Below are 20,324 nucleotides of genomic sequence, written 5' to 3' on the forward strand. Positions count from 1 at the left end.
TACAAACAAGATGTTAACATGTACAGCCGGAAAAAGATACAAGCAATAACTGGTACCTTTTCCGAATGCTGGCAGACATTACGTGTCCTGCTTTGTGCTCCCCGCGGCCGCACTGCATCGTCTATGCCTTTACTGCCCAGCGCATTTTCGTGGACCGTGCCCGGCTGTTCCTTGCACACTCCTGCGCGGAAGGACGGATCACGTCCCTGGCCACCTCGCTGTACAGCCCTTCCTTATGGAACTGCTTGAAGGACTTCTTCACCAGACGGTCCTCCCCGGAATGGAAGGTAAGTATCGCCGCGCGGCCGCCCGGTGCGAGAATATGGGGAAGTTTATCTAAAAACTCATACAAAACCTCAAATTCCTGGTTCACATCGATGCGAAGCGCCTGAAAGGTCCTCTGGCAGGACTTTTTCACAGCCTCCCTCCGCTCTTTTTCCGGAAGAAACTGCAAGGTGTCCTCGATCAGATCCCGAAGCTGCTTCGTCGTCCCGATCTCGCCGCCCCTCTTAATCTTCGTAACAACTGCCTGGGAGATCTCGGCAGCATAAGGTTCATCCGCGTTCTCGATCAGCATCCCCGTCAGTTCTTCTTCCTCTATGGTGCGCAGACGTTCTGCCGCTGTGATCCCTTTTTGAGGATTCATCCTAAGATCAAGGGGACCGTCCGTCTTATAAGAAAATCCGCGGTCCGGATTATCGATCTGCATGGAAGAGACACCTAAGTCGGCCAGCACAAAGTCGAACAGCCCCGCTTCCTCTGCCACCTGGTCGATATTGGCAAAATTCAGAAGCTTCACCGTCAAAATATCCGGCCCGTAGCCCAGCTTTTCCAGGCGCTCTTTTGTTTTTGCCGATTCGATGGGGTCTACATCCAGGGCATAGATGTGTCCCTGGCCCTCCAGGCATTTTAACATCGCCTGGGTATGCCCCCCATATCCCAGTGTGGCATCCAGGCCTTTCTGTCCCGGCCGGATCTGTAAAAAGTCCAGGATCTCCTGTACACAGATGGAAATGTGCATCCCGGCCGGAGTGCTTCCCTTTTGGATCACCTTTTCAATCGTGTCCGCATATTTCTCCGGCTGCAGCTCCTTATACTTTTCCTGATAGTTTCTTGGATGCGTCCCTTTATAGCGGGGACGTCTTTTATGCTTCTGTTCCTGATTTTCCATAAATAATCCTTTCCTATTGAAATCCGGCTCCCCAGTCTCCGGTGGGGTCCTTTCTTAAAAGTTCCCTAAAATCACTGGCAGGGATCGGGCGTTCGAACACAAAGCCCTGAATCACATCACAGGCACTTTCCCGTAAAAATTCTACCTGGTCCGGCTCCTCCACTCCCTCCGCAACGATCCTGATATTCAGTTCTTTAGCCAGACGAATGACATTAGCGACAATAATACGTGCCTTTAATGCATCTGTTCCCTTTTTAAAGAACAGCATATCCAGCTTCAATACATCGATGGGCAGATCCTTTAGCGTATTCAGAGAAGAATAGCCTGCCCCAAAGTCATCTAAGGAGCAGATAAACCCACGTTCCTGCAGCTGACGGGCACGCCGCCCAAGCTGGACATTATCTTCTATCGCCAGACTTTCTGTAAACTCCAGCTCCAGCATCCCATCCGGAATCCCATACTGCGTTTTCATATTTGTATAATATTTAAGGAAATCCTCCTGGAATATACCAAGCCTGGATACGTTAACTGCGATACGGATGGGTCTTCCGCCCTCATCCAGGTAGGTCTTCAGCCAGGCGCAGGCGCTTTTGAACATATATCTGTCCAAAGGAACGATGAATCCATTTTTCTCAAAGAGAGGTATGAATTCACCCGGGCTGATCATTCCCTGCCCCGGAATCATCCATCTGACTAAAGCTTCCCCTCCGGTGATCCGGTTATTTTCAAGTGTAGCCGTCTTGGGCTGGATAAATAACTGAAACTCTCCTGCTTCCAATGCGCTTTCCATCCGTGCTTCTAATTCATTTTCGCGCAAAAGCCTCTTGCGTATCTCGTCTGAATAGAAGGCATACCTGATATTCTTCTCCTGTTTAATAGACTTCTGGGCCATCTTTGCCCTGTTATACATCTCGTTTACCGTCAGAAAGTCCTCCGGCCTGTCAGCACAATAAAATCCAATGCTGAACACCAGTCTAAAGGAATCGTGATCAAACATGACATACTGCTCCAGCCTCTCTGTCAGACTATGATACCAGCCGACCAGCTCCTCATGGTTCTCATAATAGCGTATCCCCACAAAATGATCCGCATTTTCCCTGCAGAACTGTTCCCCTTCCCTGGAGAATTCCTCCAAAATTCCTGCCATATTCTTCAGAAGCTGATCCCCGGCCTCATACCCAAAGGTTTCATTAAATATCTTAAAATTATCGATATCCCCGTACCAAAATGCCGCCTTTTTGAAAGCTTCCTTGTTCAATTTCTCCTTCAGATCCATAGAAAACCTGACAAAATTATTCATTTTCAAAAGTGGATCCTGGTATGCCAGCTTTTCCAGGCGGCTCTCACTCTTTCTCTGCATCCGGTTCATGCTGTAGATCAAAAACACAAAGATAATCATTGCAGCAGCGACCAGGGCAACTGTTCCCATGATGGAATAGTATGCCGCATTCACCACCTGTTCTTTCACTATGCCCAGTATAAACCAGTTATTGATCCCCAGCGGCTGATAGATCACCCAGAAGGTGGAGCCGTCATTCTTAAATTCCGCAACACCCTCTTTGCCTGCCTCCAACCCTTTCCTTACCTGTTCAAGCTGCCCGGCAGGAAACTCGCCCAGCTCGCTCAAGTTTATGATATCAGCAGACTTCACAGAACGGATGATATAGTTTCCTTCGTAATCGATCAGATTTGCAAAACCGCCTCGGCTGTATGCCGATGTATCCAAAATACTCCTGAGCCGTTCTGTTCTGTCAGCCGCTGCAAGAACACCTATGTTCTCTCCCTGTATCACCACCGGCACACCGTAATAATTCAAATACTGGCCGCTAAAGGCATCTTTTATCGTACCTGACAGGGAATTGTTTCCTTCCATGGCCTGCTGATAGAACCATTCATCAGAAAAGTCGATATCCTGATGGATGACTCCATCCATATCCACCATATCCCCTTTTCCATCCGCATCGATAAAACCCATTCTGTAAAATGCGTTCCGATTATTGATCTCCTCTATAACAGGAAGCAGACGGCCCAGATCTGTCACCTCGATCTCACCGATCGTCAGCGCCACGCCATCCAATGTTTCAATATTACTTTTGATGAGATTATTCAGTGAACTGTTAATACTCCAGACGGATTCCGTAAAATGTTTGACGCTCTGTTCCTTATCACGTTCCATCATATAGAGGGTCAGCCCCATTCCGACAATAAAAAAACACAGGCAGATCAAAATGACAGCCCTATAATAATTTTTTGCATTTTTTGTACTCATCTAATACTCCTATGACTATCATTCTCTATATTTCTTTCAGCTGATAACGGGGAATATTTCAGGAAATATCAGCCCTTTTTCACGTTATTCCCATTATATATCAGATTTCCTCTCGAGGCAATGTTAATTATAGCGAAGTAATTTGAATGTGATCTTGTGATTCCCGTATATCTTTCTCCCTGTTCACATAAATTGTATATTAGAAATTGCTGTAAAAAGGAGTATATCATATGCAAAATGAAAAACAGCGGGAAGATTCTTCCCGGGAGCAGCATCCAGACGCTGCACAGCCAAAGGAACGTTTTCAGGCATCCGCCCCATATCCGCCTGTACGGGCCGATGAACGCAATCCGCTTTACGGAAGAATGATGTTAGATAACATGGGCGGGCAGCACTCAGAAATGTCAACCGTAAGTATTTATCTTTACAATAACCTGCTGATCGACGATGATGCGCGGCTGTCTGGGATCTTTAAACAGGTCAGTATCGTTGAAATGCACCATCTGCACATATTTGGCGAGATTGCAAGGCTCATGGGCGAGAACCCCAGGCTCTGGACACACCAGGGGAGGCAGATGCATTATTGGACACCAGCATATAATACCTATGCCCTCGAATTAAAACCTATGCTTTTGAATTCCATAACACGGGAAAAATTGACGATTCAGAAATACCAAAATCAGTGTGCGAAGATCCAGGATACATATATCACAGAATGTCTGAAACGGATCATCGAGGATGAAGAACTTCATGTAAAATTATTTGAAGCGCTGTATGAGGAATATTGTTCTTAGATCTTATGCATCTGTATGATAGACAGAGCCTGTTTTTGCAGCTGCCATCTTACTTTCCACATGTTAAAAAGGAGCAGGCCGTAAGCAGAATTCCGATATGATACTGCTTCGCCTGCACCTTTCATGGTACACTGTTACATATTGTCTATGGCATTGGAAATCGTCTCCAGAAATGCCTCTTCACTTCCCTCCTCACAGGATGAAGTAGAACTTTTTTCAATACTGCTCTGTGTATTGTATCCAATATCGTATCAAAATCACCATGGACGATCTTTTCAATTTTAGCCATTTAATTTTCCTTTCCTTATTTTGAATTTATTTCCAAGATTTTCGGTACCTTTTATTGAAAATAGATCAGGTGACAATGGAGTCAAAAAATAGTCACATCCTCCCAATACATGATAACGGGTTAAAAACCTCATTTACTTGTGATATGGATCTCCCTGAATAATCCGGTAACTCCGGTAGATCTGTTCCAGTAATATCACTCTCATCAGTTGATGTGGAAATGTCATCTTTGAAAAACTCAGTGCATAATCAGACCTCTCCATAACAGCCCGGCCAAGACCAATCGAGCCGCCGATCACAAATACAATATGGCTGACCCCGCTCACTCCCAGTTTTTCTATCTTATCAGCCAGCTCCTCAGAAGTCAGCTGTTTTCCTCTAATCTCCAATGTAATTACAAAGGCACCTTCTTTGATATTCTTTAGCAGGCGCTCGCCCTCTTTATCGCGGATCTGTTCCTCTACGGCTTCACTTGCCTGGTCAGGTGTCTTCTCATCCGCCACCTCGATCATCTCCAGCTTACAGTATTTGCTTAACCTCTTACTGTATTCTGCGATCGCATCTTTTAAATACTTTTCTTTTATTTTCCCAACAGTCAGGACTGTAATCTTCATTCTTTCATCCTTTTTCTCTGCAGATTTTCATTTTTTGACGGCTTACCCTACTTTCTGACCGGGTTCTCCCTCAAATATTCTTCCGCCAGCTCTACCGCATCCATGATACACTGGTCACAGCTGCAAAGCGGCCTGTCTGAGCCGATCCCCTTTAATTCACGGCAGAGAATTGACTTATTCTTTTCTTTAAACTCTGCGGCACATGCCTTTACCTTTTTATAGGTGTCTGCCTTTGTAGACTTCCCTTTTTCCAGATCACCCACACTGTTCTGCAGTCCGATTACCATGAACAGACCTGACAGGGCACCACATACCTCCATCATTCCCATTCCAAATCCAAATCCTTCTGCAATTCTGAACATCTCTTCTTCTGCAATTCCAAAATCTTCGCAGAAAACGCAGGCTACAGCCTGAGCGCAGTTATATCCTTTTTTATGGTATTCTAAAGCAAGTTCTTTTTTCGTCATGATTTCCTCCTGATAAAGTAATTTCTCCATAACCGCAGCACGATCTTTTATGTACTGCAGCTATGGAGAAGTATGATTCATTTTACTTTATTATTTTATTTGTTTTTCAGATATTCGTCAATACCCTTTGCACCTGCTTTTCCTGCACCCATGGCAAGAATAACGGTTGCTGCACCTGTAACGGCATCTCCTCCGGCATATACGCCTTCTTTTGATGTCTGTCCGTTCTCTTCCTCAGCAACGATACATTTTCTTCTGTTGACTTCCAGTCCTTTTGTTGTAGAGGAGATCAATGGGTTCGGAGAAGTACCAAGTGACATAACTACGGTATCAAGCTCGATCTCGTACTCAGATCCCGGGATCTCAACCGGACGTCTTCTTCCAGATGCATCTGGCTCACCGAGTTCCATCTTGATCACTTTCATTCCTTTTACATACCCATTCTCATCCACAAGGATCTCCTTCGGATTTGTGAGCAGATCAAAGATGACCCCTTCTTCTTTTGCATGATGTACTTCTTCTACTCTGGCCGGAAGCTCTGCTTCACTTCTTCTGTATACGATATGTACTTCTGCACCAAGTCTTAAGGCCGTTCTCGCAGCATCCATCGCCACGTTGCCGCCGCCGACTACTGCAACCTTCTTACCTGCAACGATCGGTGTATCATAATTGTCATCAAAAGCCTTCATCAGGTTGCTTCTTGTCAGGTATTCATTTGCTGAAAATACACCGTTTGCATTCTCTCCCGGGATTCCCATGAACATCGGAAGACCTGCACCGGAACCGATAAATACAGCCTCAAATCCTTCTTCCTCGATCAGCTGGTCAATGGTTGTGGACTTGCCGATGACTACGTTTGGCTCAAACTTCACACCTAATTCTTTTACTTTTTCAATCTCTTTTGCAACGACCTTCTGCTTTGGAAGACGGAATTCAGGGATTCCATATACCAATACGCCGCCCAGCTCATGAAGAGCTTCAAATACGGTCACATCATATCCCATCTTTGCAAGGTCTCCGGCACATGTCAGTCCGGACGGGCCGGAACCGATGACTGCCACCTTGTGTCCGTTGGTCGTCTCTGGGCATTCCGGTTTAATATCATGCTCCAGGGCATAATCTGCAACAAATCTCTCCAGCTTACCGATAGAAACCGGCTCGCCTTTGATTCCGCGGATACATCTGCCTTCACACTGAGACTCCTGTGGGCACACACGTCCGCAGATAGCCGGAAGAGCAGAAGCTTTACCGATCACTTTATAAGCTTCTTCGATCTTGCCTTCTTTTACTTCTTTGATAAATCCAGGGATATCAATCGCAACCGGACATCCTTCGATACACTTTGCATTCTTACAGCCTATGCATCTCTGTGCTTCTTCCATTGCCTCTTCCTGGTTATATCCGAGACAAACTTCCTCGAAATTTGTTGCACGCACTTTTGGATCCTGCTCTCTTACAGGCACTTTTTTTAATACATCAGCCATTAGTTGTCACCTCCACAGTTTCCGCAGCCACCATGATGAGTGTCTCCTTCTTGTAATTTCAGCATTGCACGGCCTTCTTCTGTCTTATACATCTGGCTTCTCTTCATTGCCTGATCAAAATCTACTAAATGTCCGTCAAACTCTGGTCCGTCAACACATGCAAATTTAATCTCATCGCCTACCTGAAGACGGCATGCACCGCACATTCCAGTTCCGTCTACCATGATCGGGTTCATGCTGACGATGGTCGGAAGCTCCAGCTTCTTTGTAAGCAGACATACAAACTTCATCATGATCATCGGTCCGATGGCAACGCATACATCATACTTCTTTCCTTCGTTCTGAACCAGATCCTCGATCACTGCCGTAACCATACCTGAACGTCCGTAGGAGCCATCATCTGTTGTTACATATAAATTACCTGCAACGGCTTCCAATTCTTTTTCCAGGATCAGCATATCTTTTGTCTTGGAACCAACGATCACGTCAGCGTCAATGCCGTGCTCATGCAGCCATTTCACCTGGGGATATACCGGAGCAGCACCTACACCGCCGGCAACAAATAACATTTTCTTCTTTTTGAGGTCTTCCAGGTCTTCGTGGATAAACTCTGACGGGCATCCCAAAGGTCCTACGAAATCACGGAAGCTGTCCCCTTCTTTTAAATCTGCCATCTTCACTGTGGAAGCTCCCACTTCCTGGAATACGATCGTGATCGTTCCTGCTTCTCTGTCATAATCACAGATCGTAAGAGGGATCCTCTCGCCCTTATCATCCATCTTCACGATCACAAACTGACCCGGCTGGCAATGGCTGGCAACACGCGGTGCGTGTACGTCCATCAGATAGATCTTATCAGCCAGCTTCTCTGCTTTCAATATCTTGTACATCTTCTTCCTCCTTATATAAAATAGAGTTTCACTGTGAAACTCTCGCCTGCGGCGGCCACTTTGCAGCATTTACCCCATATGCCGCAGTGTACATTCCGTCCGGCGGACTTTCTTATCCTTTTGGATAAAAAATCACTCTTTTCTTATAATACGACATAAATAAAGGAATGGCAAGTATTCTTTATAAAAATGGAACCAACTCTGTTTTGCATTTACATTTTTACAGAAAACAGGGGACCAGCTTATGTCAGGCCAGTCCCCGTTCTAATCCTTATACTACCGTTCTCTTCCGGATATGTATTCTTTTACTGATATTTAGAAGTCTACTTCTGTTCCGTAGTAGATGCAGTTAAACAGTCTTTCCATCTCAGCAGGTGTGATGCTTCTTGGGTTGGAGCCTGTACATGCGTCTCCGACAGCCAGTTCGGAAATCTTTGCGATCTTCTCTTTGAATTCGTCCTCGTTAATGCCGAATTCTTTCAATGTCTTCGGAATACTAAGCTGTACATTGAAATCGTCGATCTTCTCACACAGACTGTTGATCAGGGCCTTCTCAGATGCTCCCGGAAGTCCGACTCTGCGTGCGATCTCAGCGTAACGTTTTGCAGCTACAGGATCCTTTGCGTTGTATTTGATCACATATGGAAGGTACATAGCGTTTGCACATCCGTGTGTGATATGACCTGTAGAGAAAGCTGCTCCTGTCTTGTGAGCCATGGAGTGTACAATACCAAGCAGTGCGTTGGAGAATGCCATACCTGCCAGACACTGTGCTGTATGCATCTGCTCTCTTGCACCCTGATTGCCTCTGTAAGAAGCCGGCAGATAATCAAATACCATCTCGATTGCCTGGATAGCCAGAGGATCTGTGAACGCACAATTCAGTGTGGATACATATGCTTCGATCGCATGTGTCAATGCATCCATTCCTGTGTAAGCGACCTGTTTTGCAGGAAGCTGCTCTACTAACTCAGAATCAACGATAGCAACATCTGGTGTGATGTTGAAGTCAGCCAGAGGATACTTCACACCTGTCTGGTAGTTCGTGATAACTGAGAATGCTGTTACTTCTGTAGCTGTTCCTGATGTTGACGGAATCGCTGCAAATTTTGCTTTCTGTCTCAGTTCAGGGAAGTTAAATGGGATACATAAATCTTCGAATGTCACATCCGGATATTCGTAGAATGCCCACATTGCTTTTGCTGCATCTATTGGTGAACCGCCGCCCATTGCTACGATCCAGTCCGGCTCGAAAGCACGCATAGCTTCTGCACCTTTCATAACGGTCTCTACGGATGGGTCCGGCTCAACGCCTTCAAATAACTGAACTTCCATTCCGGCTTCTTTCAGGTATCCGACTGCTTTGTCAAGGAATCCCTGACGCTTCATGGAACCGCCGCCTACTACAAGGATTGCTTTCTTTCCTTTCAGATTTTTCAGTTCTTCCAAACATCCTTTTCCGTGATAAATGTCTCTTGGTAATGTAAATCTGCTCATTTGCTGCATCTCCTTTAATCAGTATGTTATTTTTTTAACGTGTTCATTATAACACCGTTAAACTTTTAACGCAACCGTTAGCAGGTAAAATTTCCGTTAATTTTTGCACAAAAATACCGCTGTGTTTTTGTCTATTTTTTAACACAGCGGTATTTTTTATCCTTTTATTCTAATGGGAAATCTCCAGCAAATAGTTCCTTTTTGTCACCTGAGTATACTTTCCGGAATTATTGTTGCGCAGGACAGCAGAAAACATCGTCTGTCCTTCCGGCATATCGATCGGACCGGTATACTCATTCGGTGTCACAGCCGGATCCGAAGGGTCTGTATTATCTGTTGTGTAATAAGCCGTATACCCCTCAGGCACAGTGATCGTAATCTGGCACGCAGCCTCATACTGTCCCGTCGACGGAGTCACAGACGGTGCGTCCGCGATCGGAAGCTGGATCACAAAAGTTCGGGATGCAGTCAGGCTTGGCACCTTCTTTTTATTCACAGTGATCGCCTTAATGACGTGTTTGCCCTCTTCCTTTAACAGGATCGGTTCGGTATACTGCTTACTGGATGTATCCGGCTCAGAACCATCATCTGTATAATAGATGGTTCCCCCATCTGAGTCCAGTGTTACCTGCTGAACCTCTTCGTAAGTACCCTCCTCCAGGCTGAATTGGGGCTCCCTGGAAACATAATCCTTAACACCTTCAAGTACCTCATCATATTCGCAGTCTGCCAGCAGCTCAGAGATCTTGATCAGCTGCTTTGTATCCACATAAAATTGTATCGCAGCCTTATAAAGCTCTACATTGGACGGCTGGGAAGCGATCGCTGCAGTAAATACTGCCTCTGCCCCTTCCAGGTCATCCTGCTGAATGTAGGCTTTAGATAATCCGGTGTATGCTTCTGCTTTTTTACTATTTTTAGCAATTGCCTTATTATAATATTTCTCTGCAAGAGAATAGTCACTTGACTGGAGTGCCTCATTCCCTTTCCGTATCTGGCCCTCGTAAGAATTCTGATAGTATACAAAACCAAATACACCAGCCAGTATGATCAGGATCAGGACGATGATCAGTGCTCTCTGACGGCGTTTCTTTGCCAGACGCTTTTTACGCGCAATCTGCTGGCGGCGTTTTTCCTCCGCCTCGCTTCGTGGATATATCGTTGATGTAGCCTGTCTTTGCATGGAGCCTGTATTCGTCCTCTCCTGACGGATGGAACCGGTCGTGTTTCTGGAACCCTGGCGCATGGATCCGGTCGCTCCCCTTCCGGTCTGGCGCATGGAACCAGCCGTATGTCTCCCGGCCTGGCGGCTCTGCCTCATGGCTGCACTTCTTCTTGCCCTTATCTCATCCAGCTCTCCCTGGCTTAATACTCTCGTAGAATTACTATACTCCCTTGACCCGTCACGGCGGTATCTTCTGATATCGTCCGTTCTGATCTGTCTTGTGGCGTCTTCAACAGAACCTTTCACTTCCTGTGCAAGGACATCTTCCAGAGGATTATAATCTGGTACAATCTGAACTTCCATACCGCATTCCGGACACCGCAGCATATCGTCCGGAATTATGGCACCACAATGTGTACATCTCATCTTAATTCCTCCTGCCTGCGCGCAGCTGCCACACAATTGTTCATTAACATTGCGATCGTCATCGGTCCCACTCCGCCGGGCACTGGTGTGATTGCAGAGACGGTCCCTGATACATCGTTAAAATCAACATCCCCGCAAAGCTTATTGTTCTCATCTCTGTGCATCCCCACATCAATAACAACTGCCCCGTCCTTCACGTATTCGGAATCGATGAACTCTCTCTTTCCGATCGCAACGATTAATATATCTGCACGCTTTGCAACTTCTTTTAAGTTCTTAGTCCGGGAATGGGCTACAGTGACTGTCCCATTCTCCCTTAGTAAAAGTGCTGCCATCGGTTTTCCGACAATGTTGCTTCGTCCGATCACAACGCACTCTTTTCCGCTGATCTCAATCCCGGAGCGCTTTAAAAGCTGTATGATCCCGGCCGGGGTACAGGACACAAAGCCCTCCTCCCCGATCCAGAGCCTTCCGACACTGACCGGATGGAATCCATCTACATCCTTGTCCGGTGAGATCGTGCGGATGATCTTATCCTCATCCATATGAGAAGGCAGCGGCAGCTGGACTAAGATCCCGTTCACTTCGTCATCCAAATTGAGCCGCTTCACAAGAGAGATCAATTCTGCCTCCGTCGTGGACTCAGGGAGTTCGTATGCCCTGGACTCAATGCCTGTATAGGCGCATGCCTTCTTCTTATTTTTTACATAAACAGTAGACGCCGGATCCTCTCCGACCTGTATTACAGCCAGACAGATATTGGTGCCTTCCGCCTTCATGGACTGAACTTCTTCCTTCAATTCGTCTTTTATCTGTTTTGAAATGAGCTTTCCATCAATAATCTGTGCCATCTAATTCTCCTTTAAAACAGGCCGATAATCTTACCGTCTTCTGCAACATCAATATTATTAGCTGCCGGTGCTTTAGGCAGACCCGGCATAGTCATAACAGCGCCAGTGAGGGCGACAACAAAGCCAGCTCCCGCACTGACATAAACCTCACGGATATGAATGTCAAAATCCTCAGGACGGCCAAGCTTCTTGGCATCGTCAGACAGAGAATATTGATTCTTTGCCATGCACACAGGGAAGGAACTAAATCCCATTGCCTCGATCTTGGCAAGCTGCTTCTCAGCAGCCGGCTCATATACAACACCGCGTGCTCCGTAGATCTCTTTTGAGATCTTTTCAATCTTCTCTTTTAATGACAGTCCATCCTCATATAATGGGTGGAAATGGCTTTCCTTATTCTCTAAGGTATCGAGCACCTTTTTCGCCAGCTCGATACCGCCCTCTCCACCTTTCTCCCAAACCTCTGAAAGGGCGAATTCGCATCCGCGTTCCTCACAGAAACGGCGGATGTATTCATTCTCTGCGTCTGTATCTGTTACAAAAGAATTCAATGTGACGATTACCGGCACATCATATTTTTGTATATTTTCAATATGCTTTTCCAGATTTACGATTCCTTTTGCAAGTGCTTCCAGGTTTTCTTCTCCCAAGTCGCTTTTTGCAACTCCACCATTATACTTCAAAGCACGCACAGTTGCAACTAAAACTACAGCATCTGGTTTCAGGCCTGCCTTACGGCATTTGATATCTAAGAATTTCTCTGCACCTAGATCTGCACCGAAGCCGGCTTCTGTAATCGTAATATCGCTGATCTTTAATGCCATCTTTGTTGCACGAACGCTGTTACAGCCATGGGCAATATTCGCGAACGGCCCGCCGTGTACCAATGCCGGCGTGTGCTCTAATGTCTGTATGATATTCGGTTTCACGGCATCCTTTAAGAGAGCCGTCATTGCACCTGTTGCCTGAAGATCGTCTGCTGTCACAGGATCCCCGTCAAAGTTGTAGGCAACGATAATTCTGCCAAGACGGCGTTTTAAGTCCGCAAGATCGTCAGCCAGACAGAGAATCGCCATGATCTCGGAAGCAACCGTGATTACAAAATGATCCTCTCTGACCATACCGTCCATTTTATTTCCCAGTCCTACCACGATGTTGCGCAGGACTCTGTCATTCATATCCAGACAGCGCTTCCAGACAACCTGGCGGGGATCGATGCGAAGAGCATTGCCCTGCTGGATATGGTTGTCAAGCATTGCTGCAAGCAGATTGTTGGCAGAAGTGATCGCGTGGAAATCTCCTGTAAAATGCAGGTTCAGATCCTCCATCGGCACGACCTGGGCATATCCTCCCCCTGCTGCTCCTCCCTTGATACCGAAGCAGGGGCCTAAGGATGGCTCTCGCAGGGCGATCAAAGCCTTTTTATCTAGCTTTGCCATTGCCTGTCCCAGTCCTACAGTTGTAGTTGTCTTGCCTTCTCCCGCCGGTGTCGGATTGATCGCCGTAACAAGGACAAGCTTTCCATCCTCTTTATCTTTGATCTTATCCCATAATTCTTCGGATAATTTTGCTTTATACTTTCCATAAAACTCGAGGTCGTCCTCCTCGATCCCAATCCTTGCTGCTACATCCTTAATGTGCAGCATTTCTGCTTCCTGTGCGATCTGGATATCTGTTTTCATTTGTCTACCTCCTGTAATTAAAAATTATATATTTTCTTCTATGTACTGCTCAAACTCTTCGGGCGACATCAGGATCTTTCTTGGCTTCGTGCCCTCTTCTTCTCCTACAACACCGGCCTCCGCCAGCTGGTCCATAATGCGGGCAGCCCGGTTGAATCCAATCTTGAACATCCGCTGCAGCATACCGATGGATGCCTTATCCTTATCGATGATCAGCTTCCCGGCCTCCACGAAATAAGTATCTCTTTCACTGCCGCTCTCCAAAGCCGCACCCGGCATTCCCTGGCCCGCTCCTGTGTTGGCGTTGACATGCTCCTCTATCTCTTCACTGTAGGAAGCATTGCCATTATGTTCGATCAGATAGTCTACGACCTTCTGTACCTCTTTATCTGAAACAAAGGAGCCCTGTACCCTGACCGGCTTTGGATATCCGGTCGGATAGAACAGCATATCTCCCTTGCCTAAAAGCTTCTCCGCCCCGTTCATATCGATGATCGTACGCGAATCCACACCGGATGAAACAGAAAACGCGATCCTGGAAGGCATATTTGCCTTGATCAGTCCGGTAATAACATTGACAGACGGACGCTGGGTCGCCAGGATCAGGTGAAGCCCCGCAGCCCTTGCAAGCTGGGCCAGACGGCAGATCGCACCCTCTACTTCTCCTGGTGCCACCATCATCAGGTCTGCCAGCTCGTCCACGATGATCACGATCTTCGGCATCTTCTTCGGGACACCGTCTCCCGGCTCCAATTGCTCTATCTTCTCATTAAACCCTTTTAGATCCCTGACATTATAATCTGCAAAAAGCTTGTACCGCTTCTCCATCTCGGCTACAGCCCAGTTCAGGGCGCCGGCAGCTTTTTTCGGATCGGTCACGACCGGGATCAAAAGATGTGGTATTCCATTGTATACACTCAGCTCCACTACCTTTGGGTCGACCATGATCAGCTTGACATCGTCCGGGTTTGCCTTATAAATGATGCTCATGATCAGCGTGTTGATGCAGACAGACTTACCAGAGCCTGTAGCCCCGGCAACAAGAAGGTGAGGCATCTTCGCGATGTCCGCAACTACCGTCTTGCCTGCGATATCCTTTCCTACTGCGAAAGGAATCCCCGATCTGCTGTTCTTGAACTCACTGGATTCCAGCAAGTCGCGCAGCATGACTGCCGTATTCTCATTATTCGGCACTTCGATCCCTACTGCTGCTTTTCCCGGGATCGGCGCCTCGATCCTTAAGTCTGTCACCGCGAGATTCAGCTTGATGTCGTCTGCAAGGCCCACGATCTTACTGACCTTGACCCCCTGCTCCGGCTGGATCTCATATCTGGTAACAGAAGGACCGCAGCTTGCATTGGTCACATGGACCTTCACGCCAAAATTCTGCAGGGTCTGCTCCAGCTTTAAGGCGGTTGCCCTTAAATGGGCATCCGAGTCCCCTCCTGCCTTCTTCCCACGATTTAAAAGTGACATGGGAGGTGTACGGTATATCTTCTGCGGCTTTTCTTCCTGCGCTTTGATCGTTGCCTCCACCTGATCGGCCTCGGCTGCCACGATCTGCGCACTTTCCTGTGTCTTACGCTTTCTGGCAGGCTCCGCTGTCTCAGTCCTCACCGGTTCTTCCGGAATGATCTCCTCCACCGGCTCTGTCACCTCAGCTATCGGCTCCGGCCGGTTGATCACCAGATCCTCAAACGGGGACGGCATCGGTGCCGTACTGCCCAGCTCCTCTGTGGGAGTCAGCTCCTTGATATCCGGTGATTTCCTTAAAGCCGCCTGCCCCGTCAGAGTTGTGGCAAAGGAAACTCCTGAAACCTTCTTGTCCTGTCTCTTTTCCTTCTCTGCCTTTTTCTCGTTTTTACGTTCCTGCTGGCGCTCCATCCGCCTGGTCGCAGAAATCTCTTTGTGCCTCCTTGCGTCCTCATACGCTTTCTTGCTCTTATGGCTCAGCGGAGTCAGCAGTGACTTCTCCGTGATTAGTATAGTACAGATGATCAGCAGGATGACGAGCACCACGTAGGTCCCCGCGACACCGATCAGCGGGCATAACAGCTTGACGATACAGCCGCCCAGAAGGCCGCCGGCATTCTTATGCTCGCTGGCGAGCCGGTAATAGGTAAGAAAGCCTGCCCTGGCATCGTAGGAATTCATCACCAATTCCAGGAATGCCGTAAGCATCAGCAGCATGACCACCGCTGCGCTCACTTTTATGTACGCATGTGCATTGCCTTTATTCGAGATTGTAAAGGCAGCTGCCCCAAACAGGATAAATGGCAGAAAATATGCCATGAATCCAAATAATCCAAACATAACTGACGAAACAGCCTCCCCCGCGATTCCGCCAAAACCAAAGTTGCTGATGACTAACAAGATACAGACTGCCAGCAGAGAGAGGATTAAAATCTCATCTCTTAAAGCGGCATTCCCCTGTGTTTTCTTTGGCTTGCTTCTTGTGCTTTTTCTCTTTTTTGTCGACTTTGCAGCCATAATACTTCCCCCTTGGCTTTTAAACATACTATATCTAGTATATCATTTTTTCAAAAGCCTGTCATTATGAAATTTTGTCTGGCTTTTTCACTCTGCCTCTTATCCAGGTAGATCCCTGAAAGAATTTTCCTGCCCCAAATTGTTCTTTGAATACTTTTTCATGCAGGTGTTTGGCCTGAAGGTGTTTTAACCTCCGGGACGTTTCGCCTAAAAATTTACTTTAGCAGTTAAGGCAGAATTTTTCAAGCCCTAACTGCTAAGATTCTATAAAGCGGATTCTATAAAGGCGGCAGTTCTAATGAATCTCTCCCCAGATTCCCCTCGATCATATCATGCAGCTTACGCAGTGCCTGGCTGATTCCGCCTACCTCATCGATGATTCCTTCTCTCACGGCATCTTCTCCCTCCAGCATTGTCCCCACATCCTTTACAAGCTGGGTGGAATCCAGCATCAGCTCCTCCAGTCTCTCCTGCGTGATCCTGGAATGGGTTGAAATAAACTTCGTGATCCGATCCTGGGTCTTTTCCATATTACGCAGGCTCTGGGCCACGCCGATAAACATTCCGCTGGAACGTACAGGATGCACGATCATCGTACCGCTTGGAACGATGAAGGAATAATCCGCAGATACTGCCAGAGGCCCTCCGATGGAATGGCTGCCTCCAAGCACAAGCGAAACGGTCGGCTTGCTTAAAGATGCGATCATTTCCGCGATGGCCAGTCCGGCTTCCACATCACCGCCCAGTGTGTTAAGCAGGATCAGGATTCCCTCCACCTCATCATTATCCTCTGCCTCTGCCAGACGGGGGATCAGATGCTCATATTTTGTCGCCTTTGTATTCCCCGATACAGCTTCATGGCCTTCAATCTCTCCGATGATCGTCATTAACTGGATGTTATGCCGTCCGCTCTCTTTCCCGAGGCGGAGTGTTCCGGTCTCTTTTATTTCTTCATTCTCCCCTGCCTGATTCTTCTGGATCTGCTCCTCCTTTTCAGGACTTCCGCTGTTCATCTCCTGGCTGTTTTCTTTTTCCTGCTCATTCTGCATGTTCTTGTACACTCCTGTCTGTATTGATTTCTACTGTCCATTTGACGGCAGTTTAAGTATGGTCAGATGTCCCTTCATTCACAGAAACATCCGCCGCTTTACTTAGTATCTGAAAGAACGTAAGAATTATACAAAATGCAGGATTTTTTCAGTTATTTTCATTAAAAAAGGTATGGATGTAAATTGTATACATCCATACCATCTCATTTAAAGCAGTGCCTGCTCTACATCTGCGATAATATCTTCCACATTTTCAATTCCAACACTGAATCTGATCAGATCCGGCTGCACGCCTGCCTCCATCAGCTCCTGTTCGTTCATCTGGCGGTGTGTGTGGCTTGCCGGATGAAGGACACAGCTTCTTGCATCCGCAACATGAGTCACGATCGCAACCATTTTCAGTTTATCCATCATTTCCACGGCTGCTTCTCTTCCGCCTTTCAGGCCGAATGTGATCACGCCGCATGTTCCGTTCGGCATATATTTCTGCGCCAGATCATAGTACTTGTCTCCCGGCAGTGAAGGACAGGAGACCCATGCCACCTTTTCATGGTTCTTAAGATACTTCGCAACGGCAAGGGCATTCTCGCAGTGGCGCGGCACACGAAGGTGCAGTGTCTCCAGGCCGATATTCAGAAGAAATGCATTCTGCGGTGCCTGAATGGAGCCGAGATCTCTCATCAGCTGTGCGGTTGCCTTCGTAATATAAGCGCCCTTCCCGAACTTCTGCGTATAAACGATCCCGTGATAAGTCTCATCCGGTGTTGTCAGCCCCGGGAATTTATCCGCATAGGCATCCCAGTCGAAATTACCACTGTCCACGATGGCACCGCCCACACAGGCTGCATGTCCATCCATATATTTTGTTGTGGAATGGGTCACGATATCAGCGCCCCATTCGATCGGACGGCAGTTGATCGGTGTAGCAAAGGTATTGTCCACAATAAACGGAACGCCATGCGCATGTGCTGCCTTCGCAAACTTCTCAATGTCAAGGACAACAAGAGCCGGATTAGCGATCGTCTCCCCGAATACTGCTTTTGTATTGTCCTGAAAAGCAGCATCCAGCTCTTCTGCTGTGCAGTCAGGATCAACAAAGGTTGCTTCCACTCCCATCTTTTTGATCGTATGGGCATAGAGATTATATGTACCACCGTAAAGAGCAGATGCACAGACAATGTGATCGCCTGCCTGCACGATATTCATAATGGCATAAAAATTGGCAGCTTGTCCGGATGAAGTCAGCATTGCAGCTGCCCCGCCTTCCAGATCACAGATCTTAGCCGCAACCGCATCATTGGTCGGGTTCTGCAGTCTGGTATAAAAATACCCGGACTCTTCTAAGTCAAACAGTCTTCCCATCTGTTCGCTGCTTGTATATCGAAAGGTCGTACTCTGATAAATAGGAAGAACTCTCGGTTCCCCGTTGCCCGGTTCATAACCGGACTGTATACATTTTGTTTCCATCTTATAGCTGCTCATTTTCTTCCTCCTATGAATATAAATATTTCTTTTCCAGCTTGTGTACCATATCACTGTAAAGCTCCTGACACTCTTTCCTTCTGCCTTCCTCGATCATTCTGACGCACGGGCTTAAATACTCCTCCCATATGCCTACATAGATCTGGGCTGCATCCTCCTGACGGTCAATGCGTTTCACGATCGTTGGTGCAATATTATAATATTCCTCCACCGTCTCTTTCCCTTCCCTGGATCCCAGCATATACTGATCGCGGTAAGTACGCAGCAGAGACAGCTCATAACAGTCATCCGGCTTGTCAAGGCTCTTGCAGACAGCCGTGGTGATATAGCACAGTCCCTTCTTAAACCCGCCCTGGATCTGCTCCCGGCTGGAATGGCCGATCTTGTTCCCCGGCATCTTCTGATTCCAGAGTGTGATCATCCGGTCCGTAAACTCCTTTGTCTTCACACTTGTGATCTCTCCCATCAGCGGGACAAAATAGGACACCATATTCATATTATGATCCAGACATACGATGTCCCTTTTTCTCTTTGATGGCACTGCATTAAGCAGCTCTTCCACATATTCCGGGATGTAGGAAGCAGTCTTATCCAAAGATTCGTCAGATTCCTCGAAAGCCTCCCGGATCCTCCCCAGCAGTGCACCATGCCGGTTCAGCAGGGTATCCATATCTGCTTCATAAGTGCTCTTATGAAACTTCTTCGCATAATCGGCAGTCTCCCCAAACAGGGAAATCATATCTGCCCTTAGGTTTTCATGGTTCATTTTATCTCCTCTTAACGTAAATACATTAGAATTCATTTTTATATCACCAAATATTGTACCATATCCCTGTAAGGCAGGCAAGATATTTTACAGGATGACTTTTATTCAAGCCTGTCTGTATGCCTTGTAAAAAAGAAAAGAGGATGCCTGTTCTCAGCATCCCCCGGTCATCCTGATCGTCCATAACGTTTCACAGGATCTGTTATTCGTCCCAGTTGTGGTATACGTCCTGTACGTCATCGTCTTCATCCAGTAAGTCTAATGTCTTCTGAATGTTTTTAATATCCTCTTCGCTTGTAAGTTCTACATATGTCTGAGGGATCATCGTCACTTCTGCATCTGCCATAGCGATCCCTTCTTCTTCCAGCTTTAGACGCACTGCACTAAAATCCTCCGGTGAGGTGAGAATCTCAAAGCTGTCGTCATTTTCCACGAAATCTTCTGCACCTGCATCCAGAGCCAGCATCATCAGCTCATCTGCCTCCATAGTACATTCTTCTTTATCCACAAGGATCTGTCCCTTTTCGTCAAACATAAAGGATACACAGCCCGGTGTTCCGACATTTCCACTTCCCTTGGTAAATGCATTCTTTACATTAGAAGCTGTACGGTTCTTATTGTCTGTCAGGGTCTTAACGATGATCGCCGTACCGTTCGGACCATACCCTTCATATGTAATATGCTCGTAGTTATCCCCGGAGCCTTCCCCGGCTGCCTTTTTAATATTTCTTTCAATGGTATCGTTGGGCATGTTATTGGACTTTGCCTTTGCAATCACATCGCGCAGTCTGCTGTTGTTGTTAGGATCCGGACCGCCGCCTTCTTTTACTGCAACAGCAAGCTCACGGCCAAGCTTTGTAAAGATCTTACCCTTGGCAGCATCATTTTTTTCTTTCTTATGCTTAATATTCGCAAATTTAGAATGTCCTGACATCTCTA

Annotated in this window: 17 protein-coding genes; 1 reads left to right on the forward strand and 16 read right to left on the reverse strand. The window is 47.0% G+C overall.

Going from position 1 to position 20,324, the window contains the following annotated elements:
* Positions 1-121 precede the first annotated feature (121 nt).
* Positions 122-1,171: a 16S rRNA (cytosine(1402)-N(4))-methyltransferase RsmH gene (gene rsmH, locus AC4OGX_RS05885; RefSeq protein WP_493329074.1), complete on the reverse strand. Its 1,050-nt coding sequence runs from the start codon at positions 1,169-1,171 to the stop codon at positions 122-124.
* Between the two features lie 13 nt (positions 1,172-1,184).
* Positions 1,185-3,440 carry a bifunctional diguanylate cyclase/phosphodiesterase gene (locus tag AC4OGX_RS05890; RefSeq protein ID WP_493329075.1) on the reverse strand — a complete coding sequence of 752 codons (2,256 nt, stop codon included), beginning with the start codon at positions 3,438-3,440 and terminating at the stop codon, positions 1,185-1,187.
* A 230-nt stretch (positions 3,441-3,670) separates the two neighbouring features.
* Here AC4OGX_RS05890 and AC4OGX_RS05895 point away from each other — a divergent pair, with 230 nt between their 5' ends.
* Positions 3,671-4,234: a ferritin-like domain-containing protein gene (locus AC4OGX_RS05895; RefSeq protein ID WP_493329076.1), complete on the forward strand. Its 564-nt coding sequence runs from the start codon at positions 3,671-3,673 to the stop codon at positions 4,232-4,234.
* A 145-nt stretch (positions 4,235-4,379) separates the two neighbouring features.
* Here AC4OGX_RS05895 and AC4OGX_RS05900 read toward each other — a convergent pair whose 3' ends face one another.
* The 14 genes from AC4OGX_RS05900 to AC4OGX_RS05965 form a co-directional block, all read right to left on the reverse strand.
* A complete protein-coding gene (locus AC4OGX_RS05900) occupies positions 4,380-4,523 on the reverse strand; it encodes a hypothetical protein (protein ID WP_493329077.1) in 144 nt (47 codons plus the stop codon).
* 133 nt (positions 4,524-4,656) lie between these two features.
* Entirely contained in the window at positions 4,657-5,136 is a 480-nt protein-coding gene (rlmH, locus tag AC4OGX_RS05905; RefSeq protein WP_493329078.1) for a 23S rRNA (pseudouridine(1915)-N(3))-methyltransferase RlmH, read from the reverse strand.
* A 47-nt stretch (positions 5,137-5,183) separates the two neighbouring features.
* The gene (locus AC4OGX_RS05910; protein ID WP_493329080.1) at positions 5,184-5,603 is read right to left on the reverse strand and encodes a C-GCAxxG-C-C family protein; all 420 of its coding nucleotides are present in this window, start codon (positions 5,601-5,603) and stop codon (positions 5,184-5,186) included.
* A gap of 95 nt (positions 5,604-5,698) precedes the next feature.
* Positions 5,699-7,087, reverse strand: coding sequence for an NADPH-dependent glutamate synthase (gene gltA, locus AC4OGX_RS05915; protein WP_493329081.1), 1,389 nt, complete (start codon positions 7,085-7,087; stop codon positions 5,699-5,701).
* Entirely contained in the window at positions 7,087-7,977 is an 891-nt protein-coding gene (locus tag AC4OGX_RS05920; protein ID WP_493329082.1) for a sulfide/dihydroorotate dehydrogenase-like FAD/NAD-binding protein, read from the reverse strand. Before AC4OGX_RS05920 ends, gltA begins: the two co-directional genes overlap by 1 nt.
* A gap of 315 nt (positions 7,978-8,292) precedes the next feature.
* On the reverse strand, positions 8,293-9,474 hold the full coding sequence (locus AC4OGX_RS05925) for an iron-containing alcohol dehydrogenase (RefSeq protein WP_493329083.1): 1,182 nt from the start codon (positions 9,472-9,474) through the stop codon (positions 8,293-8,295).
* A 169-nt stretch (positions 9,475-9,643) separates the two neighbouring features.
* Positions 9,644-11,065: a chitobiase/beta-hexosaminidase C-terminal domain-containing protein gene (locus tag AC4OGX_RS05930; RefSeq protein WP_493329084.1), complete on the reverse strand. Its 1,422-nt coding sequence runs from the start codon at positions 11,063-11,065 to the stop codon at positions 9,644-9,646.
* Entirely contained in the window at positions 11,062-11,916 is an 855-nt protein-coding gene (gene folD, locus AC4OGX_RS05935) for a bifunctional methylenetetrahydrofolate dehydrogenase/methenyltetrahydrofolate cyclohydrolase FolD (RefSeq protein WP_493329085.1), read from the reverse strand. Before folD ends, AC4OGX_RS05930 begins: the two co-directional genes overlap by 4 nt.
* Before the next feature lie 11 nt (positions 11,917-11,927).
* Complete coding sequence (locus AC4OGX_RS05940) at positions 11,928-13,598, reverse strand: formate--tetrahydrofolate ligase (protein ID WP_493329086.1); 1,671 nt, start codon at positions 13,596-13,598, stop codon at positions 11,928-11,930.
* Between the two features lie 24 nt (positions 13,599-13,622).
* Entirely contained in the window at positions 13,623-16,088 is a 2,466-nt protein-coding gene (locus tag AC4OGX_RS05945; protein WP_493329087.1) for an FtsK/SpoIIIE family DNA translocase, read from the reverse strand.
* A 278-nt stretch (positions 16,089-16,366) separates the two neighbouring features.
* Positions 16,367-17,101, reverse strand: coding sequence for a ClpP family protease (locus AC4OGX_RS05950; protein ID WP_493329170.1), 735 nt, complete (start codon positions 17,099-17,101; stop codon positions 16,367-16,369).
* A gap of 243 nt (positions 17,102-17,344) precedes the next feature.
* A complete protein-coding gene (locus AC4OGX_RS05955; protein ID WP_493329088.1) occupies positions 17,345-18,619 on the reverse strand; it encodes an O-acetylhomoserine aminocarboxypropyltransferase/cysteine synthase family protein in 1,275 nt (424 codons plus the stop codon).
* A 10-nt stretch (positions 18,620-18,629) separates the two neighbouring features.
* Positions 18,630-19,421 (reverse strand): CFI-box-CTERM domain-containing protein, encoded by a 792-nt coding sequence (locus AC4OGX_RS05960; protein ID WP_493329089.1) that lies wholly within the window; start codon positions 19,419-19,421, stop codon positions 18,630-18,632.
* Positions 19,422-19,587: 166 nt separating this feature from the next.
* Positions 19,588-20,319 (reverse strand): YebC/PmpR family DNA-binding transcriptional regulator, encoded by a 732-nt coding sequence (locus AC4OGX_RS05965; protein WP_493329090.1) that lies wholly within the window; start codon positions 20,317-20,319, stop codon positions 19,588-19,590.
* Positions 20,320-20,324 lie beyond the last annotated feature (5 nt).

This window comes from Faecalicatena sp. (genome assembly GCF_058819085.1).

Coding starts and splice junctions, on each gene's coding strand:
- rsmH (WP_493329074.1), bottom strand. CDS start 1,171: ATGGAAAATCAGGAACAGAAGCATAAAAGACGTCCCCGCTATAAAGGG.
- AC4OGX_RS05890 (WP_493329075.1), bottom strand. CDS start 3,440: ATGAGTACAAAAAATGCAAAAAATTATTATAGGGCTGTCATTTTGATC.
- AC4OGX_RS05895 (WP_493329076.1), top strand. CDS start 3,671: ATGCAAAATGAAAAACAGCGGGAAGATTCTTCCCGGGAGCAGCATCCA.
- AC4OGX_RS05900 (WP_493329077.1), bottom strand. CDS start 4,523: ATGGCTAAAATTGAAAAGATCGTCCATGGTGATTTTGATACGATATTG.
- rlmH (WP_493329078.1), bottom strand. CDS start 5,136: ATGAAGATTACAGTCCTGACTGTTGGGAAAATAAAAGAAAAGTATTTA.
- AC4OGX_RS05910 (WP_493329080.1), bottom strand. CDS start 5,603: ATGACGAAAAAAGAACTTGCTTTAGAATACCATAAAAAAGGATATAAC.
- gltA (WP_493329081.1), bottom strand. CDS start 7,087: ATGGCTGATGTATTAAAAAAAGTGCCTGTAAGAGAGCAGGATCCAAAA.
- AC4OGX_RS05920 (WP_493329082.1), bottom strand. CDS start 7,977: ATGTACAAGATATTGAAAGCAGAGAAGCTGGCTGATAAGATCTATCTG.
- AC4OGX_RS05925 (WP_493329083.1), bottom strand. CDS start 9,474: ATGAGCAGATTTACATTACCAAGAGACATTTATCACGGAAAAGGATGT.
- AC4OGX_RS05930 (WP_493329084.1), bottom strand. CDS start 11,065: ATGAGATGTACACATTGTGGTGCCATAATTCCGGACGATATGCTGCGG.
- folD (WP_493329085.1), bottom strand. CDS start 11,916: ATGGCACAGATTATTGATGGAAAGCTCATTTCAAAACAGATAAAAGAC.
- AC4OGX_RS05940 (WP_493329086.1), bottom strand. CDS start 13,598: ATGAAAACAGATATCCAGATCGCACAGGAAGCAGAAATGCTGCACATT.
- AC4OGX_RS05945 (WP_493329087.1), bottom strand. CDS start 16,088: ATGGCTGCAAAGTCGACAAAAAAGAGAAAAAGCACAAGAAGCAAGCCA.
- AC4OGX_RS05950 (WP_493329170.1), bottom strand. CDS start 17,101: ATGAACAGCGGAAGTCCTGAAAAGGAGGAGCAGATCCAGAAGAATCAG.
- AC4OGX_RS05955 (WP_493329088.1), bottom strand. CDS start 18,619: ATGAGCAGCTATAAGATGGAAACAAAATGTATACAGTCCGGTTATGAA.
- AC4OGX_RS05960 (WP_493329089.1), bottom strand. CDS start 19,421: ATGAATTCTAATGTATTTACGTTAAGAGGAGATAAAATGAACCATGAA.
- AC4OGX_RS05965 (WP_493329090.1), bottom strand. CDS start 20,319: ATGTCAGGACATTCTAAATTTGCGAATATTAAGCATAAGAAAGAAAAA.